The organism is Billgrantia antri (assembly GCF_017868935.1).
Classification (GTDB): Bacteria; Pseudomonadota; Gammaproteobacteria; order Pseudomonadales; family Halomonadaceae; genus Halomonas; species Halomonas antri.
In genome coordinates, this window is sequence record NZ_CP053383.1 from 1,129,522 (window position 1) to 1,152,725 (window position 23,204).

Annotated in this window: 22 protein-coding genes; 21 read left to right on the top strand and 1 reads right to left on the bottom strand. The window is 62.5% G+C overall.

All coding sequences use genetic code 11. The features are described 5' to 3' along the window. Positions 1–62: 62 nt before the first annotated feature. The 3 genes from HNO53_RS05470 (at position 63) to HNO53_RS05480 (ending at position 2,886) form a co-directional block, all read left to right on the top strand. Positions 63–740 carry a DsbA family protein gene (locus HNO53_RS05470; protein WP_209476835.1) on the top strand — a complete coding sequence of 226 codons (678 nt, stop codon included), beginning with the start codon at positions 63–65 and terminating at the stop codon, positions 738–740. Then, a complete protein-coding gene (locus HNO53_RS05475) occupies positions 737–1,996 on the top strand; it encodes a M23 family metallopeptidase (RefSeq protein ID WP_209476837.1) in 1,260 nt (419 codons plus the stop codon). Before HNO53_RS05470 ends, HNO53_RS05475 begins: the two co-directional genes overlap by 4 nt. 107 nt (positions 1,997–2,103) lie before the next feature. Then, positions 2,104–2,886 carry a ZIP family metal transporter gene (locus tag HNO53_RS05480; RefSeq protein WP_095622746.1) on the top strand — a complete coding sequence of 261 codons (783 nt, stop codon included), beginning with the start codon at positions 2,104–2,106 and terminating at the stop codon, positions 2,884–2,886. A gap of 21 nt (positions 2,887–2,907) precedes the next feature. On the opposite strand, the gene HNO53_RS05485 is transcribed toward HNO53_RS05480, so the two are convergent. After that, positions 2,908–3,366, bottom strand: a complete 459-nt coding sequence (locus tag HNO53_RS05485) for a MerR family transcriptional regulator (protein ID WP_089680911.1) — start codon at positions 3,364–3,366, stop codon at positions 2,908–2,910. An 84-nt stretch (positions 3,367–3,450) separates the two neighbouring features. Here HNO53_RS05485 and HNO53_RS05490 point away from each other — a divergent pair, with 84 nt between their 5' ends. The 18 genes from HNO53_RS05490 (at position 3,451) to HNO53_RS05580 (ending at position 23,100) form a co-directional block, all read left to right on the top strand. Next, entirely contained in the window at positions 3,451–5,646 is a 2,196-nt protein-coding gene (locus HNO53_RS05490) for a heavy metal translocating P-type ATPase (RefSeq protein WP_095622745.1), read from the top strand. Continuing rightward, complete coding sequence (gene lspA / locus HNO53_RS05495) at positions 5,643–6,146, top strand: signal peptidase II (protein WP_095622744.1); 504 nt, start codon at positions 5,643–5,645, stop codon at positions 6,144–6,146. Before HNO53_RS05490 ends, lspA begins: the two co-directional genes overlap by 4 nt. Positions 6,147–6,150: 4 nt before the next feature. Continuing rightward, the gene (gene lnt, locus HNO53_RS05500; RefSeq protein WP_229359160.1) at positions 6,151–7,653 is read left to right on the top strand and encodes an apolipoprotein N-acyltransferase; all 1,503 of its coding nucleotides are present in this window, start codon (positions 6,151–6,153) and stop codon (positions 7,651–7,653) included. Positions 7,654–7,754: 101 nt separating this feature from the next. Next, positions 7,755–8,756 (top strand): L,D-transpeptidase family protein, encoded by a 1,002-nt coding sequence (locus HNO53_RS05505; protein ID WP_242597548.1) that lies wholly within the window; start codon positions 7,755–7,757, stop codon positions 8,754–8,756. Positions 8,757–8,903: 147 nt separating this feature from the next. After that, a complete protein-coding gene (locus HNO53_RS05510) occupies positions 8,904–9,788 on the top strand; it encodes a cytochrome c oxidase assembly protein (RefSeq protein ID WP_229359159.1) in 885 nt (294 codons plus the stop codon). Further along, complete coding sequence (locus tag HNO53_RS05515) at positions 9,766–10,230, top strand: copper chaperone PCu(A)C (RefSeq protein ID WP_023007123.1); 465 nt, start codon at positions 9,766–9,768, stop codon at positions 10,228–10,230. The genes HNO53_RS05510 and HNO53_RS05515 overlap by 23 nt, the downstream gene beginning before the upstream one ends. A 25-nt stretch (positions 10,231–10,255) precedes the next feature. Then, positions 10,256–10,819: an SCO family protein gene (locus HNO53_RS05520; RefSeq protein ID WP_229359158.1), complete on the top strand. Its 564-nt coding sequence runs from the start codon at positions 10,256–10,258 to the stop codon at positions 10,817–10,819. Positions 10,820–10,875: 56 nt separating this feature from the next. Next, positions 10,876–11,826: an arsenic resistance protein gene (locus HNO53_RS05525; protein ID WP_095622741.1), complete on the top strand. Its 951-nt coding sequence runs from the start codon at positions 10,876–10,878 to the stop codon at positions 11,824–11,826. A 391-nt stretch (positions 11,827–12,217) separates the two neighbouring features. Continuing rightward, positions 12,218–12,583 (top strand): hypothetical protein, encoded by a 366-nt coding sequence (locus HNO53_RS05530; RefSeq protein ID WP_095622740.1) that lies wholly within the window; start codon positions 12,218–12,220, stop codon positions 12,581–12,583. 77 nt (positions 12,584–12,660) lie between these two features. Next, positions 12,661–13,200, top strand: coding sequence for a RadC family protein (radC, locus tag HNO53_RS05535; protein WP_095622739.1), 540 nt, complete (start codon positions 12,661–12,663; stop codon positions 13,198–13,200). A gap of 92 nt (positions 13,201–13,292) precedes the next feature. Then, complete coding sequence (locus HNO53_RS05540; RefSeq protein WP_095622738.1) at positions 13,293–13,907, top strand: DUF3275 family protein; 615 nt, start codon at positions 13,293–13,295, stop codon at positions 13,905–13,907. Positions 13,908–13,989: 82 nt separating this feature from the next. Next, positions 13,990–14,583 (top strand): hypothetical protein, encoded by a 594-nt coding sequence (locus tag HNO53_RS05545; RefSeq protein WP_095622737.1) that lies wholly within the window; start codon positions 13,990–13,992, stop codon positions 14,581–14,583. Between the two features lie 17 nt (positions 14,584–14,600). Beyond that, the gene (locus HNO53_RS05550) at positions 14,601–16,154 is read left to right on the top strand and encodes a DUF6094 domain-containing protein (protein WP_476695655.1); all 1,554 of its coding nucleotides are present in this window, start codon (positions 14,601–14,603) and stop codon (positions 16,152–16,154) included. Positions 16,155–16,247: 93 nt separating this feature from the next. Further along, positions 16,248–18,512, top strand: a complete 2,265-nt coding sequence (locus HNO53_RS05560; RefSeq protein WP_209476839.1) for a DEAD/DEAH box helicase — start codon at positions 16,248–16,250, stop codon at positions 18,510–18,512. A gap of 320 nt (positions 18,513–18,832) precedes the next feature. After that, positions 18,833–20,605, top strand: a complete 1,773-nt coding sequence (mobH, locus tag HNO53_RS05565) for a MobH family relaxase (RefSeq protein ID WP_209476840.1) — start codon at positions 18,833–18,835, stop codon at positions 20,603–20,605. Between the two features lie 211 nt (positions 20,606–20,816). After that, entirely contained in the window at positions 20,817–21,758 is a 942-nt protein-coding gene (locus tag HNO53_RS05570) for a tyrosine-type recombinase/integrase (protein ID WP_209476841.1), read from the top strand. A 145-nt stretch (positions 21,759–21,903) separates the two neighbouring features. Next, positions 21,904–22,200 carry a hypothetical protein gene (locus tag HNO53_RS05575; RefSeq protein WP_209476842.1) on the top strand — a complete coding sequence of 99 codons (297 nt, stop codon included), beginning with the start codon at positions 21,904–21,906 and terminating at the stop codon, positions 22,198–22,200. A 7-nt stretch (positions 22,201–22,207) separates the two neighbouring features. Further along, positions 22,208–23,100 (top strand): IS5 family transposase gene (locus HNO53_RS05580; protein WP_242597549.1). Its coding sequence is split into 2 segments (ribosomal slippage): positions 22,208–22,561 and positions 22,564–23,100, totalling 891 coding nucleotides; the frame shifts between segments, so codons are not numbered across the junction. Positions 23,101–23,204: the final 104 nt, after the last annotated feature.

Below are 23,204 nucleotides of genomic sequence, written 5' to 3' on the forward strand. Positions count from 1 at the left end.
GAGATCCACTCAGCAGTCCTCTGGTCGTGCTTTCCGCTTAACCACTTGAATTGGAAAAGTAAATGTACAAAAAAGCGACGTTTATCCTGGCCGGTGCGTTGATGCTGATCGCCGTCATCGTGATCGTAGCGAGACCCTCGTTGTTGGGCATGGGCGCCGAGGCGGCCAACCAGGGTGGCGCTCAGGCCGAAAACTCTCTGGTGCGCTCACACTCGCCGATTCTGGGGCCGGAAGAAGCACCGGTGACCATCGTGGAGTTCTTCGACCCGGCCTGTGAGGCCTGCCGTGCCTTCTATCCGCTGACCAAGCGCATCCTGGAAGAGTACCCCGACCAGGTGCGGTTGGTGGTGCGCTACACGCCCTTCCACGGAGACGTGTCTGATACCGCCATTCGCGTGCTGGAAGTCGCCAGGCGCCAGGATGTCTTCCAGCCGGTGCTGGAGGCGTTGCTGGCCCGGCAGAGCCAATGGGCGGCTCATGGCAGCTTCGATGAGGCCGCTATTCTGGATATCGCCAGCGAGGCCGGTCTAGACAGGGCTTCAGCAGAGGAACAACTTGATTCCCCCGAGGTACAAGCGGTCATTGACCAGGACAAGGAAGACGTCAAGGCCAACCAGATCCGCCAGACGCCAACCTTTTTCGTCAATGGTGAGCTGTTGGCCCCCTTCGGCGTGCAGGAGCTAGTCGACGCCGTCAACCGTGAGGTGACCGAGGTCTCGGGCGAGGACGATGCGTCATGACACGGCACTGGTTGCTGCTAGGGTTGATGGGGTTGGGCCCTCTGCTGGCCGAAGCCCATTGGCAAGGGAGCGCCTCGCTATCACCGAGCGAACCGGCATCGGCCAGGGCACAAGCTCTCGCGCAGAAGGGGGCATCGCCCTTGGCCGTTCAGCCTCCCAAGAGCGTCGCCCAAGAGCTAACCGTGGCACCCGGGGATACCCTGAACGCACTGCTGCGGCAGCTTGGCGTGAATGCCGAGACGCGCACCCAAGCGTTGACATCGCTGGCGGAGAGGTTCGACCCAAGACGCTTGCGGCCTGGAGACCGTCTCACTGTCACCTCTCTGACGACCGGACAGCCGGTGTCGGTGGCCATCGAGCGTGACTCGGGTATTCAATACGTCGTTACGCTGGGGGAGCGGCCGTCGACGCGGATTGTCCCGCCTCGTCTCGACACCCTGACGCTGGGCCGTGAAGTGGACATCGAAACGTCACTCTATGCCGCCTTGGCGGCAGAGGGGATACCCACGCGTTTCGCCATGGACCTCGAGGTGCTGCTAGGCGGACTCATGGACACAGCCCGAGATATCTCGGGCGCGGAGCGCCTGCAGTTACTGTGGGAAGAGGATCGCCGAGAGGATGGCACGCGAGTCGGGCCTCCCCGTCTGACCTATATGGGATTGGCTGACCCGTCGGCACGACTGGAGATGGTATGGCCGACGGACCAGAGAGCCACCGTGATGCTCTTCAAGGACGGTAGCCTTGTGGAGACGAAGCGGTTCCCGGTGCTCGGCGCACGCCTGACGTCCGCCTTCGGCAATCGACGCCATCCCGTTTACGGTGGGGTACGTCGTCATGACGGCGTCGACCTTGCCGCCCCTCGCGGCACCCCAGTCATGGCGACGGCGCCGGGGCGGGTCTCCTTCGTCGGTCGCCGGGGAGGTTATGGTCGTGTCGTGGAGGTAGAGCACGAGATGGGCACTCTCAGTCGCTATACGCATCTCAGTCGCTTCGCCTCCGGCCTGTCGGTCGGGGACGCCATCAATGCCGGCGACACGCTGGGTGAAGTCGGGGCCTCCGGACTCACCACGGGGCCCAACCTGCACTACGAAGTGAGAGTGGGTGACCGTCCTGTCGATCCCCTGGAGGAGGGGCAGCGCATCATTCTGGGGGAGTCACCGACACCCCAGGATTATCGAAGCGTGCTCTTCGAGGCTCGTGGGCGTCTGCAAAAAGCCATCGGTACGTCCGGTCTGGTCGCCTTGGATAATCGATAGGCCGCCAGGCTGACTTGTTGTATGACACGCATCGGTGGCCATGTGATGGCTATCGTCGTGTGACTCAACATTCCCTGCAGTACCCATCCTCCAAAGTGGAAGGGTCTATGGACGGTGTCTCTCCAGTCACGCTGGGGTTTTTGGGTAGTCTTGCCGCCGGTTCGATGACCGCGATCGGAGCGCTTCCTATCCTGATCAGCAAGGCGCCCGATCGTGCCGTTCGCGACCTGGCACTCGGGTTCGCCGCCGGTGTCATGCTGGCAGCGTCCTTCTTTTCACTGATCATTCCCTCCCTGGAAGCTTCTGGACTGCGCTATGGCGGTAGCGTCTTGCCTGCCGCCATTGCCTGCGCGTCGATACTGATGGGGATGGGGCTGGTCGCCCTGCTGAATGAGCGACTCCCCCACGAGCATTTCGAGCAGGGACGTGAAGGGCCACAGGCGGCATCGCTGCGCCGAATCTGGTTGTTCATCATTGCCATCACGATCCACAACCTGCCAGAGGGTCTGGCGGTTGGCGTGGCCTTTGGCGCTGGGGGGCGTGAGGGTGGCCTTCCTCTCGCCATTGGTATCGGCCTGCAGAATGCACCGGAAGGCCTGGCGGTGGCGGTGGCACTGCTCGGTGAGGGCTATTCCCGCTGGCGGTCCTGGACCATTGCCTCTCTCACCGGACTGGTCGAGCCGTTAGGTGGCCTGCTGGGTGCGGGAGTCGTCAGCATGTCACAAGTGCTGCTCCCCTGGGGGCTGGCCTTCGCCGCCGGCGCCATGCTCTATGTCATCAGCCATGAGATCATTCCCGAGACCCACCGAAGCGGCCACCAGAACAAGGCAACGCTGGGGCTCTCGGTGGGATTGGTGCTCATGCTGTTTCTGGATGTCTCGCTGGGCTAGCATACCGATCCGTCCAGATGCCTATCCCAGGTCGTGAGCGCCTCCGTGGGCCTGGTCGCTGATACAAAGCTGATGATCGCTCAACACTTCGATGATCCGGCAGCTTTCGACCTTCCCCCCGGCACACTGGCTGACCATCCGTTTGAGCTCGTTACGCAGTGCGGAGAGCCGCTGCAACCGCGACTCGACCTCCTCCAGGTGGTGCTTGGCAATGGCGTCGACCTCCTGACACGGCATGTCGGGCTGGTCTGACATGGCCAGCAGTTCACGCACCGCTTCCACCGAGAAACCGAAGTCCCGGGCATGGCGGATGAAGGTCAACCGCCTGACCGCTTCCTCTCCGTAGCGGCGTTGACCGCCCTCGGTACGTGTCGCGTCGCTCACCAGCCCGATGCTCTCGTAGTAGCGAACCGTTTCGGGCTTGCAGCCGGCACGCCGGGCCAGTTCGCCAATGCCGATTGCATCGCTCGTCTTCGCCATCCTGAAGCCCTCCTGAATGGCTTGAATCTATAGTTGCTACAAGGTTTATCCTTCAGAAGATAACCCATCGCCAGGAGTGTCACCATGGAAAATTCGACATCCACGGCAACGTCAGTGGGCTTCACGCTACGAGTCGAAGGCATGGACTGTGGTGGCTGCGAGCGCAAGGTCGAAGCCGCGCTGGGCCGCCTGGAGGGCATCGAGGCGGTATCGGCCAGTTCGGTGACCGGGTCGGTCACCGTACACCCCCAACCACACTCGGCCCCGTCTCACCAGACGATCGAACGGATCCTTAACGAGCTTGGCTACCGGCTTGCCGCCGATACCGAGAAGGATGGGTCAGATACCCCCCCAGCGCCCTGGTGGCAGACCGCGAAAGGACGCCTGGTGCTCGTCACGGGGGGCCTGCTGGCTCTGGCCTTGGTCCTTCGCATGACCTGGCCGGTACTGGGAGGCTGGCCCTTCGTCGCCGCCACCCTGGTGGGTCTGGTGCCCATCGCACAGGGCGCCTGGGGCGCACTGAAGATGCGCAACCCCTTCACCATCGAGATGCTGATGAGCATCGCCGCCCTGGGCGCCCTGGCTATCGACGCCGCCGCCGAAGCGGCGGTGGTGGTCTTCCTGTTCGCCGTGGGCGAACTGCTGGAGGGCGTGGCCGCCTCACGGGCGCGACGCAGCATCTCGGCCCTGGCGGACCTGACGCCGTCCACGGCGAGGCTGATGGAGGATGGGGATACTCGTGAGGTCTCGGCCGCCTCGCTCACGCCTGGGCAGCGAGTCCTGGTGCGACCGGGCGACCGCGTGCCCTGCGATGGGCGTATTCTGACCGGCGAATCCGACCTGGATGAGTCACCGATCAACGGGGAGTCGGTGCCCCGCTCGCGTGCCCCGGGGGACGACGTCTTTGCCGGCACGGTCAACCTCGATGCCGCCCTGGAGGTGGAGGTAACCCGCGGCGCCGAGGACAACACCATCGCCCGGGTGATCCGCCTGGTGGAAGAGGCCCAGGCCGCCAAGGCGCCGGTGGCGCGCTTCATCGATCGCTTCGCGTTCTACTACATGCCGGCGGTGGTGGGGCTCGCCCTGCTGATGGCGGTGGTGCCGCCGCTGGTCTCGACCATGGCCTGGTCGGAATCGGTCTATCGCGCCCTGGCCTTGCTGTTGATCGCCTGCCCCTGTGCCCTGGTGATCTCGACCCCCGCGGCGATCGCTGCCGGCCTCTCGGCGGGCGCCCGGCGGGGCCTGCTGATCAAGGGCGGCGCGGTACTCGAACAGCTGGGCAAGCTGCGCACGGTGGCGTTGGACAAGACCGGCACCCTCACCGCCGGCACTCCCCGTGTCACCGACGTGGAGGACTGGGCCACCGGCCAGGGCGAAAACGAGATCCTGAGGCTGGCAGCCGCGATGGAACGTGATTCTAGCCATCCCATCGCCACGGCCATCCTCGCCCATGCGCAGCAACAGGGCCTGTCGCTTCCCCTGGCCAGCGAGAGCCGCGCCCTGTCGGGCTTGGGCGTCGCCGGCCGGGTCGAGGGGCGCGAGCTGGGCCTGGTCACGCCTCGCCACCTGGCCGAGCGAGTCACGCTGGATCATGACCTGAACGTCCGGATCGCCGAGCTGGAGGGTGCCGGCAAGAGTCTCGCCCTGCTGGTCGAGAGCGAGCGTCCCCTGGGACTGATCGCCGTTCGCGATGAGCCGCGTGAGGACGCCCAGGAGGGGCTCGCCGCCCTGTCACGTCTCGGCGTCGAGGCCGTCATGCTCAGTGGTGACAATGCGCGTACCGCCGCTGCCATCGGTGGCTCGCTGGGCATCGAGGCCCATGGCGAGCTGATGCCCGAGGACAAGGCCCGGCGCGTGCAGCAATGGCAGGCCACCGGACGCGGGCCGGTCGGCAAGGTGGGCGACGGGATCAACGATGCCCCGGCACTGGCGGCGGCCGATGTCGGCATCGCCATGGGCGGCGGCACCGACGTGGCACTGGAAACGGCGGATGCGGCCCTGCTCAAGAACCGCGTCACCGGCATCGCCGAGCTGATCGACCTGTCTAGGGCCACGCTGCGCAACGTCAAGACCAACGTCGCCCTGGCGCTGGGCCTGAAGGCTATCTTCCTGGTGACCACGGCGCTGGGCATCACCGGCATGTGGATCGCGGTGATGGCGGATACCGGTGCCACCGTGCTGGTGACCCTGAACGCCATGCGGCTGCTGGGCTATCGCTTCTCACCAGGGACCGCCATGAGCGGCTCGGCAAGCCCGCGCTACCAGGCAGCCACGTCATGAGAACGAAACGGATAGCGATGGCGCCGCAGAGCCGCTACTGGTTGGCACTGGCCGTTATGGTCGGCCTGGCCGACCAGGTCATCAAGGGACTGGTGCAGGCGCTGATGCCGTATGGCCAGACCATCCCGCTGACCCCATTCTTCAACTGGGGTCACTGGTGGAACACGGGGGCGGCCTTCAGCTTCCTCGCCGATTCAGGTGGCTGGCAGCGCTACCTCTTCCTGTGCCTGACAGGAATGGCGACTATCGTGCTGACGTTCCTGTTGTGCAGGCCCAGGCCCCGCCTGGAGGCGCTGGGGTACAGCTTGATGCTGGGTGGCGCGCTGGGTAATGGCATCGACCGCCTGGCGCGAGGGTATGTGGTGGACTACCTGGACATCTACTGGCGAGAGTGGCACTGGCCCGCCTTCAACCTGGCGGATATCGCCCTGTTTCTGGGGGTCATCGCCTTTGCGATGGCGGCCTTGCGTGAGCGGCCCTCCCCCAGATTGTCTGAGTGACGGCATGGATGCACAGAACCAGCCGGTCCGGGACATGACGCCTGTCGGACGGCTCTCTCCGGTCCTCGGTTGTTTGCTGGCCCTGACCGCCGGAGGGTTGACCACCCTCAGCGCCGCGCCCTTCGCGCAGTGGTGGCTGGGCCCGGTGGCGGTAGCCCTGGTCTATGTCGGCATCCATGCCCTGACACCCGCTCAAGCCGCCCTCCGCGGCTGGTGCTATGGCGTGGGCCTGTTCGGCTCGGGGACCTCCTGGGTCTTCGTCGCGATCCACGACTATGGCGATACGGGGGCGCTCCTGGCGCTCTTCCTCACCGGTCTGTTCGTGGCCAGCCTGGCGTTGTTCTATGCCGTGCCCTTCTGGCTCTATCGCCGCGTCACGGGCCCACGCCTGGCCTTCCTCAGCTTCGCCGGCGCCTGGGTACTCAGCGAGTGGCTGCGCACCTGGCTGTTTACCGGGTTTCCCTGGCTGCTGCTGGGCACGTCCCAAGTGGACTCGCCGCTGGCGGCCTGGGCCCCGGTGGGCGGCGTCTATTTCCTGTCGCTGATCACCGCCCTGACCGGCACCCTGGGCGTGGAGCTCCTGCGCCGCCGCTGGTGGGCCGCGGCGCCCATCGCCGCTCTCTGGCTGACTCCCCTGGCCCTGCCGTCCCAGTGGACCTCGCCGGCCGGCGAGCCGCTACGGGTCGCCCTGCTGCAGGGCAACCTGGCTCAGTCGATCAAGTGGACGCCCGAAGGCCAGCGCGAGGCGGTCAACATCTACACGTCGTTAGCACGAAAGCAGCCCGACGAGCTCGACCTGATGGTCTGGCCGGAAGCGGCCCTGCCGATGTTCGAGGAGAAAGCGCGGCCCATACTGGAGCGGGTACAGTCCAACCTGTCGCCCGACACCGCCCTGCTCACCGGCATCCTGCAGCGCGACGGCGGCGATAACTACAACGGCGTGATCGGCCTGGGTAACGCCGAGGGCCAGTATCGTAAGGTGCGTTTGGTGCCTTTCGGCGAGTACCTGCCGCTGAAGCGCCTGCTCGCCGACACCATCGCCTTCTTCGACTTGCCCATGCCGACCATGACCCCCGGGGCCGAGGCTCAGGGGCCGATCCACGCCGCCGGAACCACCATCGGTAACGCCATCTGCTACGAGATCATCTATGCCGATCGTGTCGCCGAGCAGGCGCGCGATGCCGAGCTGTTGCTGACGGTCTCCAACGACACCTGGTTCGGCCGCTCCATCGGCCCCCTGCAGCATCTGCAGATGGCCCGCCTGCGTGCGCTGGAGAACGGCCGGTACCTGATCCGCGCCACCAGCAACGGCGTGACCGCCATCGTCGATCCTCAGGGCCGTGTCACGGCCCGCGCACCGCAGTTCCAGGCGACGAGCCTTCGCGGCGAGGTGCTGCCCATGGTGGGAAACACGCCGTTCACCCGAACCGGTAGCTGGCCCACCTGGCTGTTGGCCACCTTACTGGTGCTGCCTGGATGGCGATTCAACACACGTCGGTCTGGATGATAAGGGTCCAGCCGAAAAGGGAGAGAATGATGGCGTTATCCGAATCCCACTCTGGCACAGCGAGGAAATCTCCATGGTGGCAACTCCGAACACGCACACTGGTGGGAGTGCTGGCAGGCTGGCTCGCGCTCATCGGCGTTGCTCAGGCCCAGGAGGAGAACAAGTGGCCCCGCGGTCACTATCCGCTGCCTGAGGAAGGCAATGTGATTGGCGACACCTACCGCATAACGGTGGAGGATCGAGAAGAAACCCTGCTCGATATCGCCAGGCGACACAACCTGGGGTACAGGGAGATCGTGCGCGCCAACCCGGACGTGAGCATCTGGATTCCCGGCGAGGGTACCGAGGTGACCATACCCGGGCGCTTCATCCTGCCCGCCGCAGAGCGCACTGGCATCGTCATCAACATCGCCGAGCTGCGCCTTTACTACTATCCCGAAGTGGATGACGACGAGACATCACGTGTCGAGACCTATCCTATCGGCATCGGTCGCGAGGGCTTCGATACCCCCCTCGGTGTGACCAAGACCACCATGAACATCAAGAACCCCGCCTGGTATCCACCCGAGTCGGTTCAGCGTGAAGCCAGGGCACGCGGTGAAGAGGCGCCCAGCGTGGTGCCCCCAGGCCCGGACAATCCGCTGGGAGACCATGCCATTATCCTTGGATTCGATGGCTACTTGATCCATGGGACCAACCAGCCGGATGGCATCGGCATGCGTGCCAGCCGTGGCTGTATTCGCATGTTCCCTGGGGACATCGAGTCGATCTTCGACCGCGTGCCCGCCGGCACCCAGGTCCGAATCGTCAACCAACCCATCAAGATCGGCTGGCATGAAGGGCAACCACTGGTTCAGGCATTCCCGCCTCTGGAGGGGGAGGGGAACAGCATTTCCACGTTGGTAGAGACCATCACCCGTCTCAACCAACACAAGGCCGAGGGCTGGAGCTTCGATTATGAACAGCTTCGCGGCCTGTTGGATGACCCCAGCGGTCGCATGGTAGCCCTGAATCCCAAGCCGGAGCCCGCGTCGGATCCGGATAAAACGCATGACACAGACTACCAGGGTATCTACGCAGAAATCGCGCTGAGCAGGCCATGACGACGACAACATGGCGAGTCTTGTCAGTCTCGTGACGCTGACGTCGGTCGCGGATGATCCAGGATCTATAGCGCTCTACATGACCATTGGCGTTGCGTTTATAGCCCCACCTTGCCGCATGGCGCGGTGGGCTTCTAGTCTCACCGTTTGCATGCCGATTCTGGGGAGGGACGGGCTATCGACCTCGACGTTGCTCTGGGCTACCTGCTGCCGTGGGAGTTCTCGCTGGCCTGGTCGGGGGCCTGCCTGCTGGCCATCGTGCTCTACCTGCGTGGCCTCCGGCAGCGCCGACGGCGAGGCGAGGCCACAGGCGCAGGTCGAGTCCTTGCCTACCTGCTGGGTGTCGCCACCATCTATGGCGTCACTCAGACCCATTACGACTACCTCGCCCAGTACATGTTCTTTACCCATCGGGCACAGCATCTGGTACTGCATCACGCCGGCCCCTTCCTGATTGCCCTGGCCGCCCCCCTGCCGGTACTGACAGACGGCTTGCCGACCCGAATCAGGCACTTTTCAGGATGGAGGCCGGTCGCGCGCCTGCTGCGCCCTGTATACCGGACGCTTCAACATCCACTGATCGCTCCCGTACTGTTCGTCGGGCTGATCTATTTCTGGTTGATTCCCGAGGTCCACTTCGATGCGATGCTGAGTACCGACCTGTATCAAGTGATGAACTGGAGCATGGCGCTGGATGGGTTGCTGTTCTGGTGGTTGATCTTGGATCGCCGCACGCCGCAGCAGGGCGGCCTCGGTTACGGCAAGCGCATCGCCATCCTGCTGGTGGTGATTCCGCCGCAGATCGTGCTGGGGGCCTATATCGTCTTCAGCCGGAGTGTCATTTTCGATGTCTATGAGGTATGCGGGCGCGCCTGGCCGCTGGACCCTCTGACTGACCAGCTCCTCGGTGGCCTGTTGACTTGGGTACCGGCCACGATGATGAGTGCCATCGGGGTTCTGATCATTCTCAGCTTTCTGTTCCGTGATGCCCGCAAGGAGGATGCCGCTGATGTCTCTCACGCCACACCCTAGTCTGCCGCGCCTGGCGAAACGCTGGTGCTCGATTTTCCTCCTGCTGATCGCGACGACCGGCACGCTGGCGGCTGCCGAACTGGAGGTCAGCGAGGCGCGGTTGCGGCTCCTGCCCGGGGACCTGCCCGCGGCAGGCTACTTCACCCTCACCAATACCAGCGAGAAGGGCGTCACCCTGACAGGAGCGGATAGCCCCGCTTTCGGTAATGTCATGATGCACCGCAGTGTCAATCAGGATGGCGTCACCCGCATGGAGCCCGTCGCCCAACTGGAGCTGGCGGCGGGGGAGCAGGTCGAATTCGCCCCTGGTGGCTACCATCTCATGCTCATGAAGCGGGTTCGCCCCCTCGTCGTTGGTGACGACGTCGAGGTGAATCTTCATTTCGCCGGCAATCAGCGACAGGGTGTCACGTTCCGCGCCGTGGCGCCGACAGCACAGTAGGGGGAGCAGGATGCGCCAATGCATCATGGCACTATTCGTGACGCTATGGATTGCAGGCTGCAGCAATCCAGACTGGCAGACCAAGGATATCTCGGGGCTGATGCCTTCCCTGGCGTTCGAACTCATCGACGAGAACGGGAGTACGGTGAGCGCCGATCAGTTCCTCGGCAAGACGACGCTGCTGTTCTTCGGCTTCACCCATTGCCCCGATGTCTGTCCGACCACCCTTTCGCGTCTCGACGCGGCCACCCAACGCATGGATGAGACCGCGCGCGATGAAATTCAGGTGCTCTTCGTCTCGGTGGATCCTCGCCGCGATGACGCCGAGACACTGGACAGCTACACCGACGCCTTCGGCCCCCAGTTCATCGGCCTTACGGGGGATAAAGCGGCACTCGATAAGCTGACACGCCGCTATCGAGTGACCTACGGGTATGGCGAAGAAGACAGCGACGGCAACTATGATGTGTCGCATTCCAGCGCTGTCTTCGCCTTCAATGCCCAGGGAGAGGCGCGCCTGCTGATCCGCGACAGCGACCCCATGGAGGCCGTGGTTGCCGACCTTGAAAGGTTGACCGGCGAGGCCTAGGGTGACTGGCTCTCTTCTGCAGCAGCTCAGTCCGCGACGAGGCTACCGTTCACATCATGCGCGCCACACTGGAGCAGCATCAGGTCTGGATCTATCTCACCGCGATCCTGGTCGGCCTGGCGATCGGCTGGGGATCGCCGGATACGACCCAGCGTTGGGAGATATGGCTCTGGCCACTGCTTGGCGTGCTTCTCTATACCACCTTCACCCAGGTGCCCCTGCTTCATCTGACCCGGGCATTTCGCGACTGGCGATTCATGATGGCGCTAATGGTGGGCAATTTCCTGCTGGTTCCGCTGGCCGTTGCTGCCTTATCGCTGCTGTTGCCAGAACAGCCTGCCATTCGACTCGGCGTGCTCCTGGTACTGTTGGTCCCCTGCACGGATTGGTTTATCAGTTTTGCCCATCTGGGTAGAGGAGATAGTGCGCGGGCGATTGCAGCCGCCCCGTTGCTGCTGCTGGTTCAACTGGTGATGCTGCCGCTGTATGTCTGGTGGTTGATGGGCGATCTGGCCATCGAACTGACAGCCGACAGCCACCTGCTGGCGGCCTTCTCTGGCCTGATTGTCACCCCCCTGATACTGGCCTGGCTGACCGAACGGGTGGCCGAGCGACACATCGTCATCGAGGAAGTCGTCGATGGGATGAGCTGGCTCCCCATCCCCCTGCTGGCACTGGTGGTGTTCTTGATTGCCGGCTCCCAGGTCAGCCTGGTGGTCGACAGCGGCATGCTACTGTGGCGGGTTGTAGCGGTTTTCGTGCTCTACCTGGTGGTCGCGGCGACCCTCGGCAAGCTGTTGAGCCAGGCGTTCCGGCTTCCTGCTGCCACGGGCCGCACGCTCACCTTCAGTCTCGGCACACGCAACTCCTTCGTCATGCTGCCACTGGCACTCTCCTTGCCTGAGGCCTGGAGCGCAGCGGTCGTGGTGATCGTTCTGCAGTCGCTGGTGGAACTGCTCGGGATGGTGGCCTTTCTGCGCTGGGTGCCGACTCTTCTGATCAAATAACGCTCAATATCGAATTGAAAATCAAATGATCATGGCAACAGCAAAGTCTTCCCTCGGCCGGACTTGACAGGGCTTGGTACCTGTTCTGGCCATCCAGTGCTTGACGATGGGCATCGGCGATGTAGCCTTAATCAGGCAAGCACCGCCGATGGCGGCCCGGTGGTCTCGACCGGCACCAACTGAGACAACCCCGGCATCCAGGCGTTTCAAGGGTGCGCCGCTTGGCGGTACGCCACCTCCCAAGGCCTCGCGCATCCCGAAACGAGGCCGCCCTCCCGGGGTGGATGCAGCACCTCTTCCTCGGCACTCATGTGCCATCACCCACCAGGGGATCCACTTTCCCCGGTGGGGAAGGTGTGTCCCCTGTGTGCATTACCGCAGGAGATACACCATGAAATCCTACGATATGTCGTCTCTGGCTCGTGACCACGGCTTTGTGGGCAAGGTGCGCATTAGCGAGCGTGTCATGGATGACTGCATGTATGTCGCAGAGCACGTGGTCTCGGAGCATGGGGTCTCTCCCATCGAACGATTCCAGCTGCTGCTGCAAAACGTGGCCAGCCAACTGTGCGGGTACCCGGCAGGGACCCAGGCGGTGCGGCTGACTCACCATCGCATCCCGCCCAGCGGGAACCCCCATCAGCCTCTGGCTCTCGAGCTCGAGGCCCTCGTGGTGCAGAACGACCGCCAGCACGGAGACTACCTGCTGGTGGCTCGCCACGACGAGCTGAACCACGCGCTGCTCGCCGCAGCGTAACCCTTCCTCACTATCCACCCCGACCGGGACATCGCTCCCGGAGGGGGCGGTCTCGGTCATGTCCGGAGGTTCTGGTCATGACACACACTTCAGCAGCTGCCCTCCCGGCAGATTCTCGCTACTCCCCATCCAACGCGTCTCAGCTGTTCGTGTGCGACAGCGACGGCAACTACCTGGCAGCCCCCGATGACCGCGTCATCGATGCGGCACGCCAGGTGGTGGAGCGCTTCGTTTCCAAGGGCATGAAGCTCAATACGCCCAATCGGGTACGTGAGTTTCTGTGGCTCAAGCTGGCCGGCTACGACCACGAGGTGTTCGGTGCCATCTTTATGGACACCCAGCACCGCGTGATCGAGTTCAGCGAGCTGTTCCACGGCACCCTCGACTCCGCCTCGGTCTATCCGCGGGAGGTGGTGAAGGCGGCGCTGCACCACAACGCTGGTGCAGTGATCTTCACCCACAACCACCCCAGCGGGGAGCCCGACCCGAGCGATGCGGACCGACGCATCACCCAGCGCCTTAAAGAGGCACTGGGTCTGATCGAAGTTCGCGTGCTCGACCACATCGTGGTCGGCGGTTCGGACTCGGTCTCCTTCGCCGAGCGGGGCTACCTCTGACACCTCGGGCCCTTGCCCGAGGCCGCTTGGACGGGGCCGGCACTGCTGGCCCCGTCCACTCTTCTTGCATCCTGTCGAACAGGAGTCTGGTGATGATCAAGATTCCCGGACGGCTCACCGTCCGCACCATTCATGGGCGCAACGGCCCCTTCAATGTGGGCCGGCTGGCGGCCTCGATCGGCGAGTTCGTCATCAAGGACCCACAGCTGGATCAGTTCAGCGAAGGGGTGTTTGAGGGCGAGTTTTTGCTGCTCGAGATTCGACCGGCGAGCTACTTCGCCGGTGGCCGGCTGGTCGTGGAGGTCCGCGCCAAGGTCGGCGAGATGCTGCTGACCGAGGACGGCATGCTGGTGACCCAGCATGGCCCACGCTTCGACTCCGCGGAGATGGATCCGCTGGAGGAGGAGGCCGCTCCCGCGCCTCCTGCCCCATCCATGTCTGGACCGGGCGAGCCGATGGCGCCACCTGCGCCGCCGCCTCAGGTTGATGCTGGTGAGGGACCAGGGCCGCAAGCCCCGGAGACCCACGCCGCTGGCCAGGAAGCCAATCCCGACGCCGAGCTCTTCGGCCTGCTCTGGCCCCTGGGGCAGAGCGTCAAGCTCGACCCCACCGTGGACCGAGCGCTGTTCCGCCGTCAGGTGAGTCGATTGAAGGAACTGGGCTACCAGTTCCAGGCACCGACGCAGACCTGGCAAGCCGCTGCCTGAGGCAGCCACTCCCCACCGGGGCATCTCGATGCCCTGGGCTCGGGATGTCCCCATCGATCTTCGCTAACCGATGGAGACCCTCATGCCCGAGCTCTACACCCTCGATGAGTGCCTGGACCTGTACGCCGACGCGTTCTGCCTTGGCCGGCAGCGTGAGTGCCTGTTTCTCTCCCTGTGGGGGCGGGATACGGCGCTCCAGGAGCTGCTGGCCAGGCTGACGCTACCAGCGGCAGACAATGGTCTGGATACCCTGCACCTCTGCCAGGGCGAGACTCGCCACCCCATGGTCTTTGGCGACATGGACCGCTACTCCCGGCGCTCCGCCCGGCTGCGGCAGACGCGCTTCGGCACCCTAGTGCACGTGTGGCTCTTCGACCAGCGTTGCATTACACCGGATCGCGCCAACCTGCACAGCATCGCCCTGCTCGACGACGAGGAGGGTACCTACCCGGTGGATGACCAGCTGTGGCCTCGTGTGCGGGAGCTCTGCCCGCTGCCCCTGCTGGATCACTGGCGGGCGCCGGTGATGACGCTGCTGCATGCCCAGCATGCGGTGCTGCCGGCCCCGTTCTCACAGGGGCCGATCCAGGCCTGGGAGATCTCACTCGATGAGAACGACCTGGCCCCACGCCTCAGCGGCATGATCCGCGCCGGCGTGCTCACCCCCGAGCCCTGAGCTCTTGCTCCACCGCGGTGCGGCCGTTCTGGCCGCGCCTACCACACCCAACCGACAGGAGGTGTCGCATGGCACTGATGTTTCAGCGCATTGCGCGCAACTTCGCCAGGAATGGCTACTTCCCCACGGACGAGGCGTCGCTCGAGCGGGTGCTTCAGGCGCTCAGCCCGGCGAGCGCCGGCCGGATGCGAGTGCTCGATCCCTGTGCGGGGGAGGGCGCTGCCATCGCCGAGCTGGCCCATCACCTGGGGCGCGAACGCGTTCAGGCCTGCGGGGTGGAGTATCACGCCGAGCGGGCTGCCTCGATGGATCGCCTGGTGGATAGAGGCCTACAGGGCGACCTGATGGACACGGTGATCTCACCGCGCAGCATGGGCTGCCTGTGGCTCAACCCGCCCTATGGCGACCTGCTGGCCGACCACGCCGGCTACGAGAGCTATCAGGGCAAGGGGCGCAGGCGCCTCGAGAAGCTGTTCTACCAGCGCACCGTTGGCACCCTGCAATATGGGGGCGTGATGGTGCTGATCGTCCCCGACTATGCCCTGGACAGGGAGCTGACCGGCTGGCTGGTCAACCACTTCACCGAGCTGAGGGTCTTCCGCGCTGCCGTGGATGACTTCCAGCAGGTGGTGATCCTGGGTCGTCGGGTGCGACGCCGTGAGGCGGAGCGCAGCCAGGAGGCCAAGGCCATGCGCGCCCAGCTGCTGCGCGTAGGAGGCAAGGAGGTCACGCCCGAGGTGATCCCGGAGGTGTGGCCCTTCGAGCCCTACGTGGTACCGGCGGCTCAGGGCGAGCTGCGCCACTTCTACCGCGTGTCGCTCGACGCCGAGCAGCTGGCCGATGAAGTCGGGCGGCTGCAGGGGCTCTGGCCCGAGGTGGGCGGCGCGTTCGGGAAGACCGGCCAAGCGCCGCGTCCCCCGGTGCGCCGACTCTCCTCCTGGCATCTGGCCCTGTCGCTGGCGGCAGGGGCGATCTCCGGCGTGGTCACTGCGCCCAACGGCCGCTGCCTGGTGGTCAAGGGCAACACCCACAAGGATAAGGTCGCCAAGACCGAGTTCACCGAGCGGGAGGATGGTTCCATCACCGAGACCCGCGTGCTCACCGACCGCTTCGTGCCGGTGATCCGCGCCTGGGAGATGACGCCGAACTCGCCGCACTGTGGACAGCTGCTGACCATTACCTCGACGCCGGCGGGCAATGATGGCGAGCCGGAAGAGGGTGATCAGACGGCCGATGCCGAGGCAGGCGATGCGCCAGAGCCGCTCAACCGGGTCGCTGAACGTGCCGCGAGGCCGGATCCACGCCGCTTCGACGTAGGGCGTGTGGTGATGACTCGGGCCGTGAACGAGCTGGTGGAGCGGGGCGAGGTCTCGCCCATGGCGCTGCTCCGACGACACGTCACCGGCGACTGGGGTGACGTGCCCGAGGAGGACCGCCAGAGCAACGAGCAGGCCCTGATGCACGGTGACAGGCTGCTCTCGTCCTACCGGATCGGTGAGTCGCTCACCGTCTGGATCATCACCGAGGCGGATCGCAGCGCTACCACGCTGCTGCTGCCAGACGACTACTGACCGGCGCCCCGGGCGCCATTCCCCACGGCGGGCCTTTCCAACCCGCCAGGGGAGGGGAGTGTCCGCCGTTTTCTTGTGCACAAGGAGACGGACATGAACAACATCACTCAGCTGCCGGCGCCGGCCGGCATGGCGCAGTCTGGCGAGGTTTTCGGGCCTCAGGTAGACCTCAACGCCTTCGTGGAGGAGTTTGGCGATGGCCTTTTGGCCTCGCTCAACCGCTCTCATCCCCCGGTCTATGACGGCGAGGCCAACCCTCGTCGCCAGGCCGTCATGGCGGCCCTCAAGCGGGCGCCTTTCCCCGAGCAGGCCGAGGTGGTCCAAGCCATCTCGGCGCTGCTGCTCGACCGGGACGAGCCGGCGGGCATTATCAACGCCGAGATGGGCACCGGAAAGACCATGATGGCCATTGCCGCCGCGGCGGTCTGTCACGGCGAGGGCTATCGGCGCTTCCTGGTGATCGCGCCGCCCCACCTGGTCTACAAGTGGCGGCGGGAGATCCTGGAGACCGTCGATCAGGCCAGGGTCTGGGTGCTGAACGGCCCGGACACCCTGGTCAAGCTGCTCAAGCTCCGTGAGGCCCTGGGCCAGCCGTCCGATGGGCGGCCGGAGTTCTTCATCCTGGGGCGAGTGCGCATGCGCATGGGCTTCCACTGGCGACCCGCCGCGGCGCGCAAGCGCGTGCCGGGTGGCGAGCTGGCGGCCTGCCCCCAGTGCGGTGGCACGGTGATCGACAGCGACAACGAGGTGGTATCGCTGTCGCAGTTTCTCCGCGAGGAACGGCGCCACAAGTGCCGGCACTGTCACGGCCCTCTCTGGACGCTGATGCGGCCACAGCGGGCGACGGGCAGCCTGCAACGCGACCTGGTGCTCAAGGCGCTGCGCAAGCTGCCTACCATCGGCAAGGTCTCCTCGGAGCGCCTGGTGCAGCAGTTTGGCGAGGAGTTCCTGGCCACGCTGCTGGGCGACAACATCCACGAGTTCATCAACCTCATGGATGAGAATGGCGAGCTGGTGTTCTCCGACCGGCAGGCGGCCCGTATGGAGCGGGCCATGGCCACGATGGAGTTCGGATTCGGTGAAGGCGGCTATCAGCCGACCGAGTTCATCAAGCGGCAGCTGCCGGATCACACCTTCGATCTGCTGATCGTGGATGAAGGCCATGAGTACAAGAACGCCGGGTCGGCCCAGGGCCAGGCCATGGGCGTGCTGGCAGCCAAGGCGCGCAAGTCGCTGCTGCTGACCGGCACCCTGATGGGCGGCTATGCCGACGACCTGTTCCACCTGCTGTTCCGCATCCTCACGCCGAAGATGCTCGAGGACGGGTATCGCCCCAACGGGCGCGGATCGATGGGGCCTGCGGCCATGTCGTTCCTGCGTGACCACGGGGTGTTGAAGGACATCTACACCGAGCGCGACGGCGATTCGCACAAGACAGCGCGAGGCAAGAAGCTGTCGGTGCGCACCGTCAAGGCCCCGGGCTTCGGTCCCAAGGGGATCATGCGCTACGTGCTGCCCTTCACCGTCTTCCTCAAGCTCAAGGACATCGGTGGCAACGTGCTGCCGCCCTACGATGAAGACTTCATCGAGGTGCCGATGGACGACGAGCAGGCCTTTGCCTACCGGCGGCTCGAGGGTCAACTGACCGCCGAGCTCAGACAGGCGCTGGCACGCAAGGACACCACCCTGCTGGGCGTGGTGCTCAATGCGCTGCTGGCTTGGCCGGACTGCTGCTTCCGACCGGAGACGGTCAAGCATCCGCGCTCGGGCAGCCTGCTGGCGTTCGTGAAGAGCCTCTACGGCGAGCAACAGCCGATGCCCAAGGAGCGCGAGCTGGTGGCGATCTGCCGGCGAGAGAAGGCGGAGGGTCGCAAGGTGCTGGTCTACACGACCTACACCGGCAAGCGCGATACCAGCAGCCGACTCAAAGCGGTGCTTACCCAGGCCGGCTTCAAGGTCGCGGTGCTGCGCTCGAGCGTGGAGACCCAGCGGCGCGAGGACTGGATTGCCGATCAGGTCGACCGCGGTGTCGACGTGCTGATCACCAATCCGGACCTGGTGAAGACCGGGCTCGACCTGCTGGGTTTCCCCACCATCGTCTTCATGCAGACGGGCTGGAACGTCTACACCCTGCAGCAGGCCGCCCGCCGCTCCTGGCGGATCGGCCAGCGGCAGCCGGTGAAGGTGCTCTACCTCGGCTATGCCGGATCGTCGCAGATCGCCTGCCTGTCGCTGATGGCCAAGAAGATCGCCGTGGCTCAGAGCACGTCGGGAGACGTGCCCGAGTCGGGCCTGGATGCCCTCAATACGGATGGAGATTCCGTGGAGATGGCCCTGGCCAGGCAGCTGGTCACCTGACCGATACCCAACCCATGCCCCCTCTTCGGAGGGGGCTTTTCTTCACGCTCACCAAGCTGATGCCTGTAAATTCTAGACCTTGGTTGTAAGATATAGGCGACAAACAATTAAGATATATCTCATTAAGAATATGGTGATTTTCTTAGTGATGTAACTTGTCTGATAAGTAAAATCATTCTCGCTTGGGTTGCATCCCATAGCTATTGCACCAGGGCAAGGAGTGCCTTGGGGTAAAGCCTTCTCATCGCATTTAACGTTTCTTCTGGTGCCCGTCAGGGACTACCGCTGTGATGCATGGATTGCATCCAGAGGAGCGAAATTTGCTGATCCTCAATTTTCTACGCGGGCGCCGTGGCTCGACTGACGCTGGCAGCGTGCAGGGTGACGCCGATTGGGAAACCCCGCGCACCGGTGCGGAACTGCTGGCTACCCCATATCGGCAACAGCTGCTCAAGGCGATTCAAGAAAGCACCTCGCTGACACAGCCCGTGTTCGATGCTTACGTCAAAGAGCCGGTGCAGCGATATGCCGAGCGGATTCAGCTGTTGCCTGCCTCGGAGTCTCACCACCACAGTTACCCGGGCGGAATGCTGGACCATGGGCTCGAGACCTGTGTGTTTGGACTGAGGCTGCGCCGGCAACACCTGCTGCCACCCAAGGAGTCTCCTGAAAAGCAGTCTTCCACAGGGGAGCTGTGGAGTGTGGCAGTGATCTATGCCTGCCTGCTGCATGACATTGCCAAGGCCATCGTCGACATCGATATCCATCTGAAATCTGGTCGAAGGTGGTGCCTTTGGGAAGGTGTGATTCCCGACAGGTATCGTGTTCGCTATGTCAAAGGGCGCGATTACTTCCTGCACTCTGCTACCAATCTGCTGCTGTGCAAGGAAGTAGTGGGTAACTCTGGTCTCGAGTGGCTGAGAAGCCAGCCGGACCTGTTTGGCCTGGTGATGTATACCGTAAGCGGTCACTCAGAACGATCCGGGGTTATCGGTGAAATTGTCAGTCAGGCTGACAGGGCCAGCGTGGCCAAGTCGCTGGGCGGCAAGGTCTCCAATATCGACAAGCCCCCCCGGGAGTCCCTGCAGAGCAAGCTGAAAGGTGCCATTTGCCACATCGTTACAGAAAAGATCCGGCTCAATGAAAAAGGCGCTCAGGGGTTTGTCACGTCTGAGGCGCTGTGGCTGGTGACGCCGCTGGTGCCACGAGAAATCAAGAGCTATCTGCTTTCTCATGGCATCGAGGGTGTGCCAACCAATGAGTCTCGCCTCTATGACGAAATGCAGTCCCATGGCCTGATTATGGAGAACCCGGAAGGGCGCTCTGTCTGGAAGTGCGTAGTCGAGATGGGGGAGTGGCGAACAGACCTTTTCATGCTCAAGGTTCACAAGTCTCTCGTTTGGAACGGTGATGAGGAGCCAGAGGTTTTCTCGGGGAATGTCGAGGCCATTGAAGGTGATGGAAATAAGCCGGCGGATAGGAAAGAGATTAAAGAACCGGAACCAGATGACGTACCTGCGTCTGTGGAAACATTAAGTGAGCTGACTGACTCGAGTAGCGTCGAGAAAATCCAGGATGATTTGAAAGCCTCCATTCTTGATATCGCCACAGGCGGCGATGAGAAAGCAGAGCCAAGTTTAGAGGAGCAGCCAGGGCAAGGCCCTGCTGAGAGTGACGAAGGGGTTGCGCATCATGCATCTTCTGGACAGACATCACCCGGGAAAGACTTTCTAGCCTGGCTGCGAGACGGGCTGAAAACTCACAAGATATTAATGAACGACTCGAAGGCGTTGGTTCATGCAGTAGACGGTACACTGTTTATAGTGAGCCCTAAGGTATTCAAGCGCTACTGCCAGGAGGTGAACAGAGAAGAGAAGGAGTGGAAAGAAGTTCAGGATTCATTCCAGAAGCTGAAGCTTCACAAGAAGAACAAGGATGGCGGAAGTTTTCACAAGGTGAAGGTGATCGGTCCAAACAAGAAGTCGAGCACCCTGTCTGGGTATCTTGTGGGTAAGGATGACCTGATGGAGCGGGGTAAAGAGGTGTTTGATAACCCCTTTATTGACCTGATTGATGGGAAACCTGAAGAATGAAAATATTTACCTTTGACGACTTGTTGCAATCCTATTTTTCTAAGCGCTGGCTGACGGAGAGGAGTCGTATTCCCTATAGCTTGCCGGTGAAGCGGTTCCGGTGGTTTTTAGGGCAGTCTGGCTGATAGCAGGAGTGTTCCATGACTATGCCAGTGAGCCTAGAAACTCACAATTCAGGCAATCCTTTCCTTTTTGACTCTGAGGGCAACCTATGAGCGCTTTAAGCTTGGATGAGCTTTTGGCAGTTTTTCTTAAGGATCGCTGGCTTCGTCCGGCAACTCAGAAAACATATGCAAGCAGGTTGGGTATTTTCAAGTCTTACATAGGTGATGATCTTCTTGCTTGCGAAGTCACCCGTGATCATGTTTTGGAGTGGAGGGAGCACTCCATAGGTAATGTTTTCGAGAGGAAGATATCTGAAATCACTTGGAATAACTATGTGAGGCATTTGAGGGCAATCTATAAGCATGGGATAGATCACGGCTATCTCCCTGTCATGAAAAACCCGTTTTCCGGGGTTGGGGTTTCTGTGTACAAGAAGAAAAAGAAAGTGCTTACTCAGGGGCAAATAAAGCTTGCTAGGGAATGCCTGATGCTATCGGAAAAGCTGGAGCAGGTTAGGGCTAAGCCAGAAAGGATACATCCGGCATGGTTTTGGAGGGTTGTTTTTGAGACTTTCTATCACACAGGAATGCGGCTTAGGCAGCTTCTTTATCTTACTCCTGGGGATGTGAATATTAGGGATGGATATATCGTGGCCTCATCTGAAGGGGCAAAGAACAGGGTGGAGCATACGATACCTATCTCGACTGCATTAGAGCCGCATTTAAAAATGCTTATGAACTCGGCTAGAGTGATGGGATTCGAGAGAGGAGAGCAGCTATTCAATGTTAACCGTTTTAGCGAAAGGCACCGATCTGAAAAAATGAACACCTGGCAAGTTGAGCGGTTCTTCGACTTGCTTTCAGAGGCCTGTGGTTGCCGAATTACCCCACATCGATTTCGGCATACTCTTGGGACTGAGTTAATGAGGGAGCCTGATAGGAATCTTCATATCACTAAAGCCCTTCTGGGGCATTCTAGTGTAAAAACAACGCTGGAATATGTGCATACAGATGTTGAAATGTTGAGACCGCACCTGGAGAACAGGTAAATTAGCAGACATTTATGTTAACCCGGCAGTTTTTCATGTGTGCCTCAGGTCCCGTAACCATGGGACATGCAGGGCGTTTTTTGGCAACCTGTTAGATTGCCGGGTTAGTACTACAGTCGTAACTATTGTAGTAATCGTTCACGTATTGCCGTCCGGGCTTGCTGCTGTCGACAGTGGCACTGCCAAGCCCGGTACTGGTGCTTTCGTCGCCAATCCGACCAATGGCGTGATGGCGGATATGAAGCAAGAGGCTCTTCAGCAAGCCCCGCAGGCCACGGCATCTGAAGCGATGCTATTGCGCTTGGAAGACAGCCTTGCAAAGGCACAGGGTGAGCTGAGTGTCATCCGGCGCCAGTTGGAGGCAGCTTCCGCCCAAGACGAAGCATTAGGCTTTGTCCGAAAAGTCGAATTTGCTAATGTCATCTATGCCGCAGCAGCATAGGTGAGGTATGGCAGGACGCTACGAGATCTCCGACAACGGATGGGCCCTCATCGAAGACATCGTGTCGCCACCGCAATCCATGGGGCGGCCCCGCCGAGATGACCGCCAGGTGTTGAACGGCATCTTCTGGATCCTTTGCTCTGGCGCCAAATGGCGCGACTTGCCGGAGCGCTATGGGCCATGGAAGACGGTCTATGACCGATTCCGGCAATGGCGTGATGATGGCACCTTCGAGGCCATCCTGGCTCGGCTCCAGCTGCGACTCCGCGAGGATGGCCTGATGGATCTTGATACCTGGATGATCGACTCGACCTCCATCCGGGCGACGCGAGCCGCCTCGGGAGGCGGCAAAAAGGGGGGCACCAAGAGCCCGTAGACCATGCGCTGGGGCGAAGCCGAGGCGGCCTGACGACCAAGATCCACATGGTCTGCGATCGCCACGGCTGGCCACTGACATTCACCGTGTCGCCGGGACAGGATGCTGATACGCGCCACTTCATCCCCACCATGGAGCGTGTGCGCCTGCCCAGCCCCATGGGGCGACCGCGCAAACGTTGCCAGCACATCGTGGCGGATAAAGGCTATGACAGCGACGATCTTCGCCGTTACTGCGACCGTCATCGAATGAAGCCGATCTTTGCCAAGCGAAAGATGCATCGAAAGCCGCGCCCCGGTGCCCCGAGGGGCTTTGACAAGCCTCGTTATCGAGAAAGGAACATCATCGAGCGCTGCTTCGGCTGGGTCAAAGAGCTGCGCCGGGTCTGCACTCGCTACGACAAGTTGGCCAGCAGCTTCAAGGCCATGGTATGCCTGGCGTGCATAGACCGCTGCCTGCGAGCGGACTTTTCAGAGTGCGCCAGGAGAAGCCTGGTCGCCAAGGACACCGACCAACGGAGGTGAAAAGGGCATATTGAAACCCAGTGGGTGAAAGTCCCACCCGGCCAAGGCTAGCCACCAGCCGGTAGCGAGTCTTGCGCAGCATCGAGTAATCGCTGTTGTGAAGC

What these genes read in the sequence shown, in the direction of transcription:
- HNO53_RS05480 (WP_095622746.1), top strand. Translation starts at nt 2,104, where the DNA reads ATGGACGGTGTCTCTCCAGTCACGCTGGGGTTTTTGGGTAGTCTTGCC.
- HNO53_RS05490 (WP_095622745.1), top strand. Translation starts at nt 3,451, where the DNA reads ATGGAAAATTCGACATCCACGGCAACGTCAGTGGGCTTCACGCTACGA.
- HNO53_RS05470 (WP_209476835.1), top strand. Translation starts at nt 63, where the DNA reads ATGTACAAAAAAGCGACGTTTATCCTGGCCGGTGCGTTGATGCTGATC.
- HNO53_RS05485 (WP_089680911.1), bottom strand. Translation starts at nt 3,366, where the DNA reads ATGGCGAAGACGAGCGATGCAATCGGCATTGGCGAACTGGCCCGGCGT.
- HNO53_RS05475 (WP_209476837.1), top strand. Translation starts at nt 737, where the DNA reads ATGACACGGCACTGGTTGCTGCTAGGGTTGATGGGGTTGGGCCCTCTG.
- HNO53_RS05515 (WP_023007123.1), top strand. Translation starts at nt 9,766, where the DNA reads ATGTCTCTCACGCCACACCCTAGTCTGCCGCGCCTGGCGAAACGCTGG.
- radC (WP_095622739.1), top strand. Translation starts at nt 12,661, where the DNA reads ATGACACACACTTCAGCAGCTGCCCTCCCGGCAGATTCTCGCTACTCC.
- HNO53_RS05540 (WP_095622738.1), top strand. Translation starts at nt 13,293, where the DNA reads ATGATCAAGATTCCCGGACGGCTCACCGTCCGCACCATTCATGGGCGC.
- HNO53_RS05520 (WP_229359158.1), top strand. Translation starts at nt 10,256, where the DNA reads ATGGCACTATTCGTGACGCTATGGATTGCAGGCTGCAGCAATCCAGAC.
- HNO53_RS05560 (WP_209476839.1), top strand. Translation starts at nt 16,248, where the DNA reads ATGAACAACATCACTCAGCTGCCGGCGCCGGCCGGCATGGCGCAGTCT.
- HNO53_RS05530 (WP_095622740.1), top strand. Translation starts at nt 12,218, where the DNA reads ATGAAATCCTACGATATGTCGTCTCTGGCTCGTGACCACGGCTTTGTG.
- lnt (WP_229359160.1), top strand. Translation starts at nt 6,151, where the DNA reads ATGGATGCACAGAACCAGCCGGTCCGGGACATGACGCCTGTCGGACGG.
- HNO53_RS05545 (WP_095622737.1), top strand. Translation starts at nt 13,990, where the DNA reads ATGCCCGAGCTCTACACCCTCGATGAGTGCCTGGACCTGTACGCCGAC.
- lspA (WP_095622744.1), top strand. Translation starts at nt 5,643, where the DNA reads ATGAGAACGAAACGGATAGCGATGGCGCCGCAGAGCCGCTACTGGTTG.
- HNO53_RS05570 (WP_209476841.1), top strand. Translation starts at nt 20,817, where the DNA reads ATGAGCGCTTTAAGCTTGGATGAGCTTTTGGCAGTTTTTCTTAAGGAT.
- HNO53_RS05525 (WP_095622741.1), top strand. Translation starts at nt 10,876, where the DNA reads ATGCGCGCCACACTGGAGCAGCATCAGGTCTGGATCTATCTCACCGCG.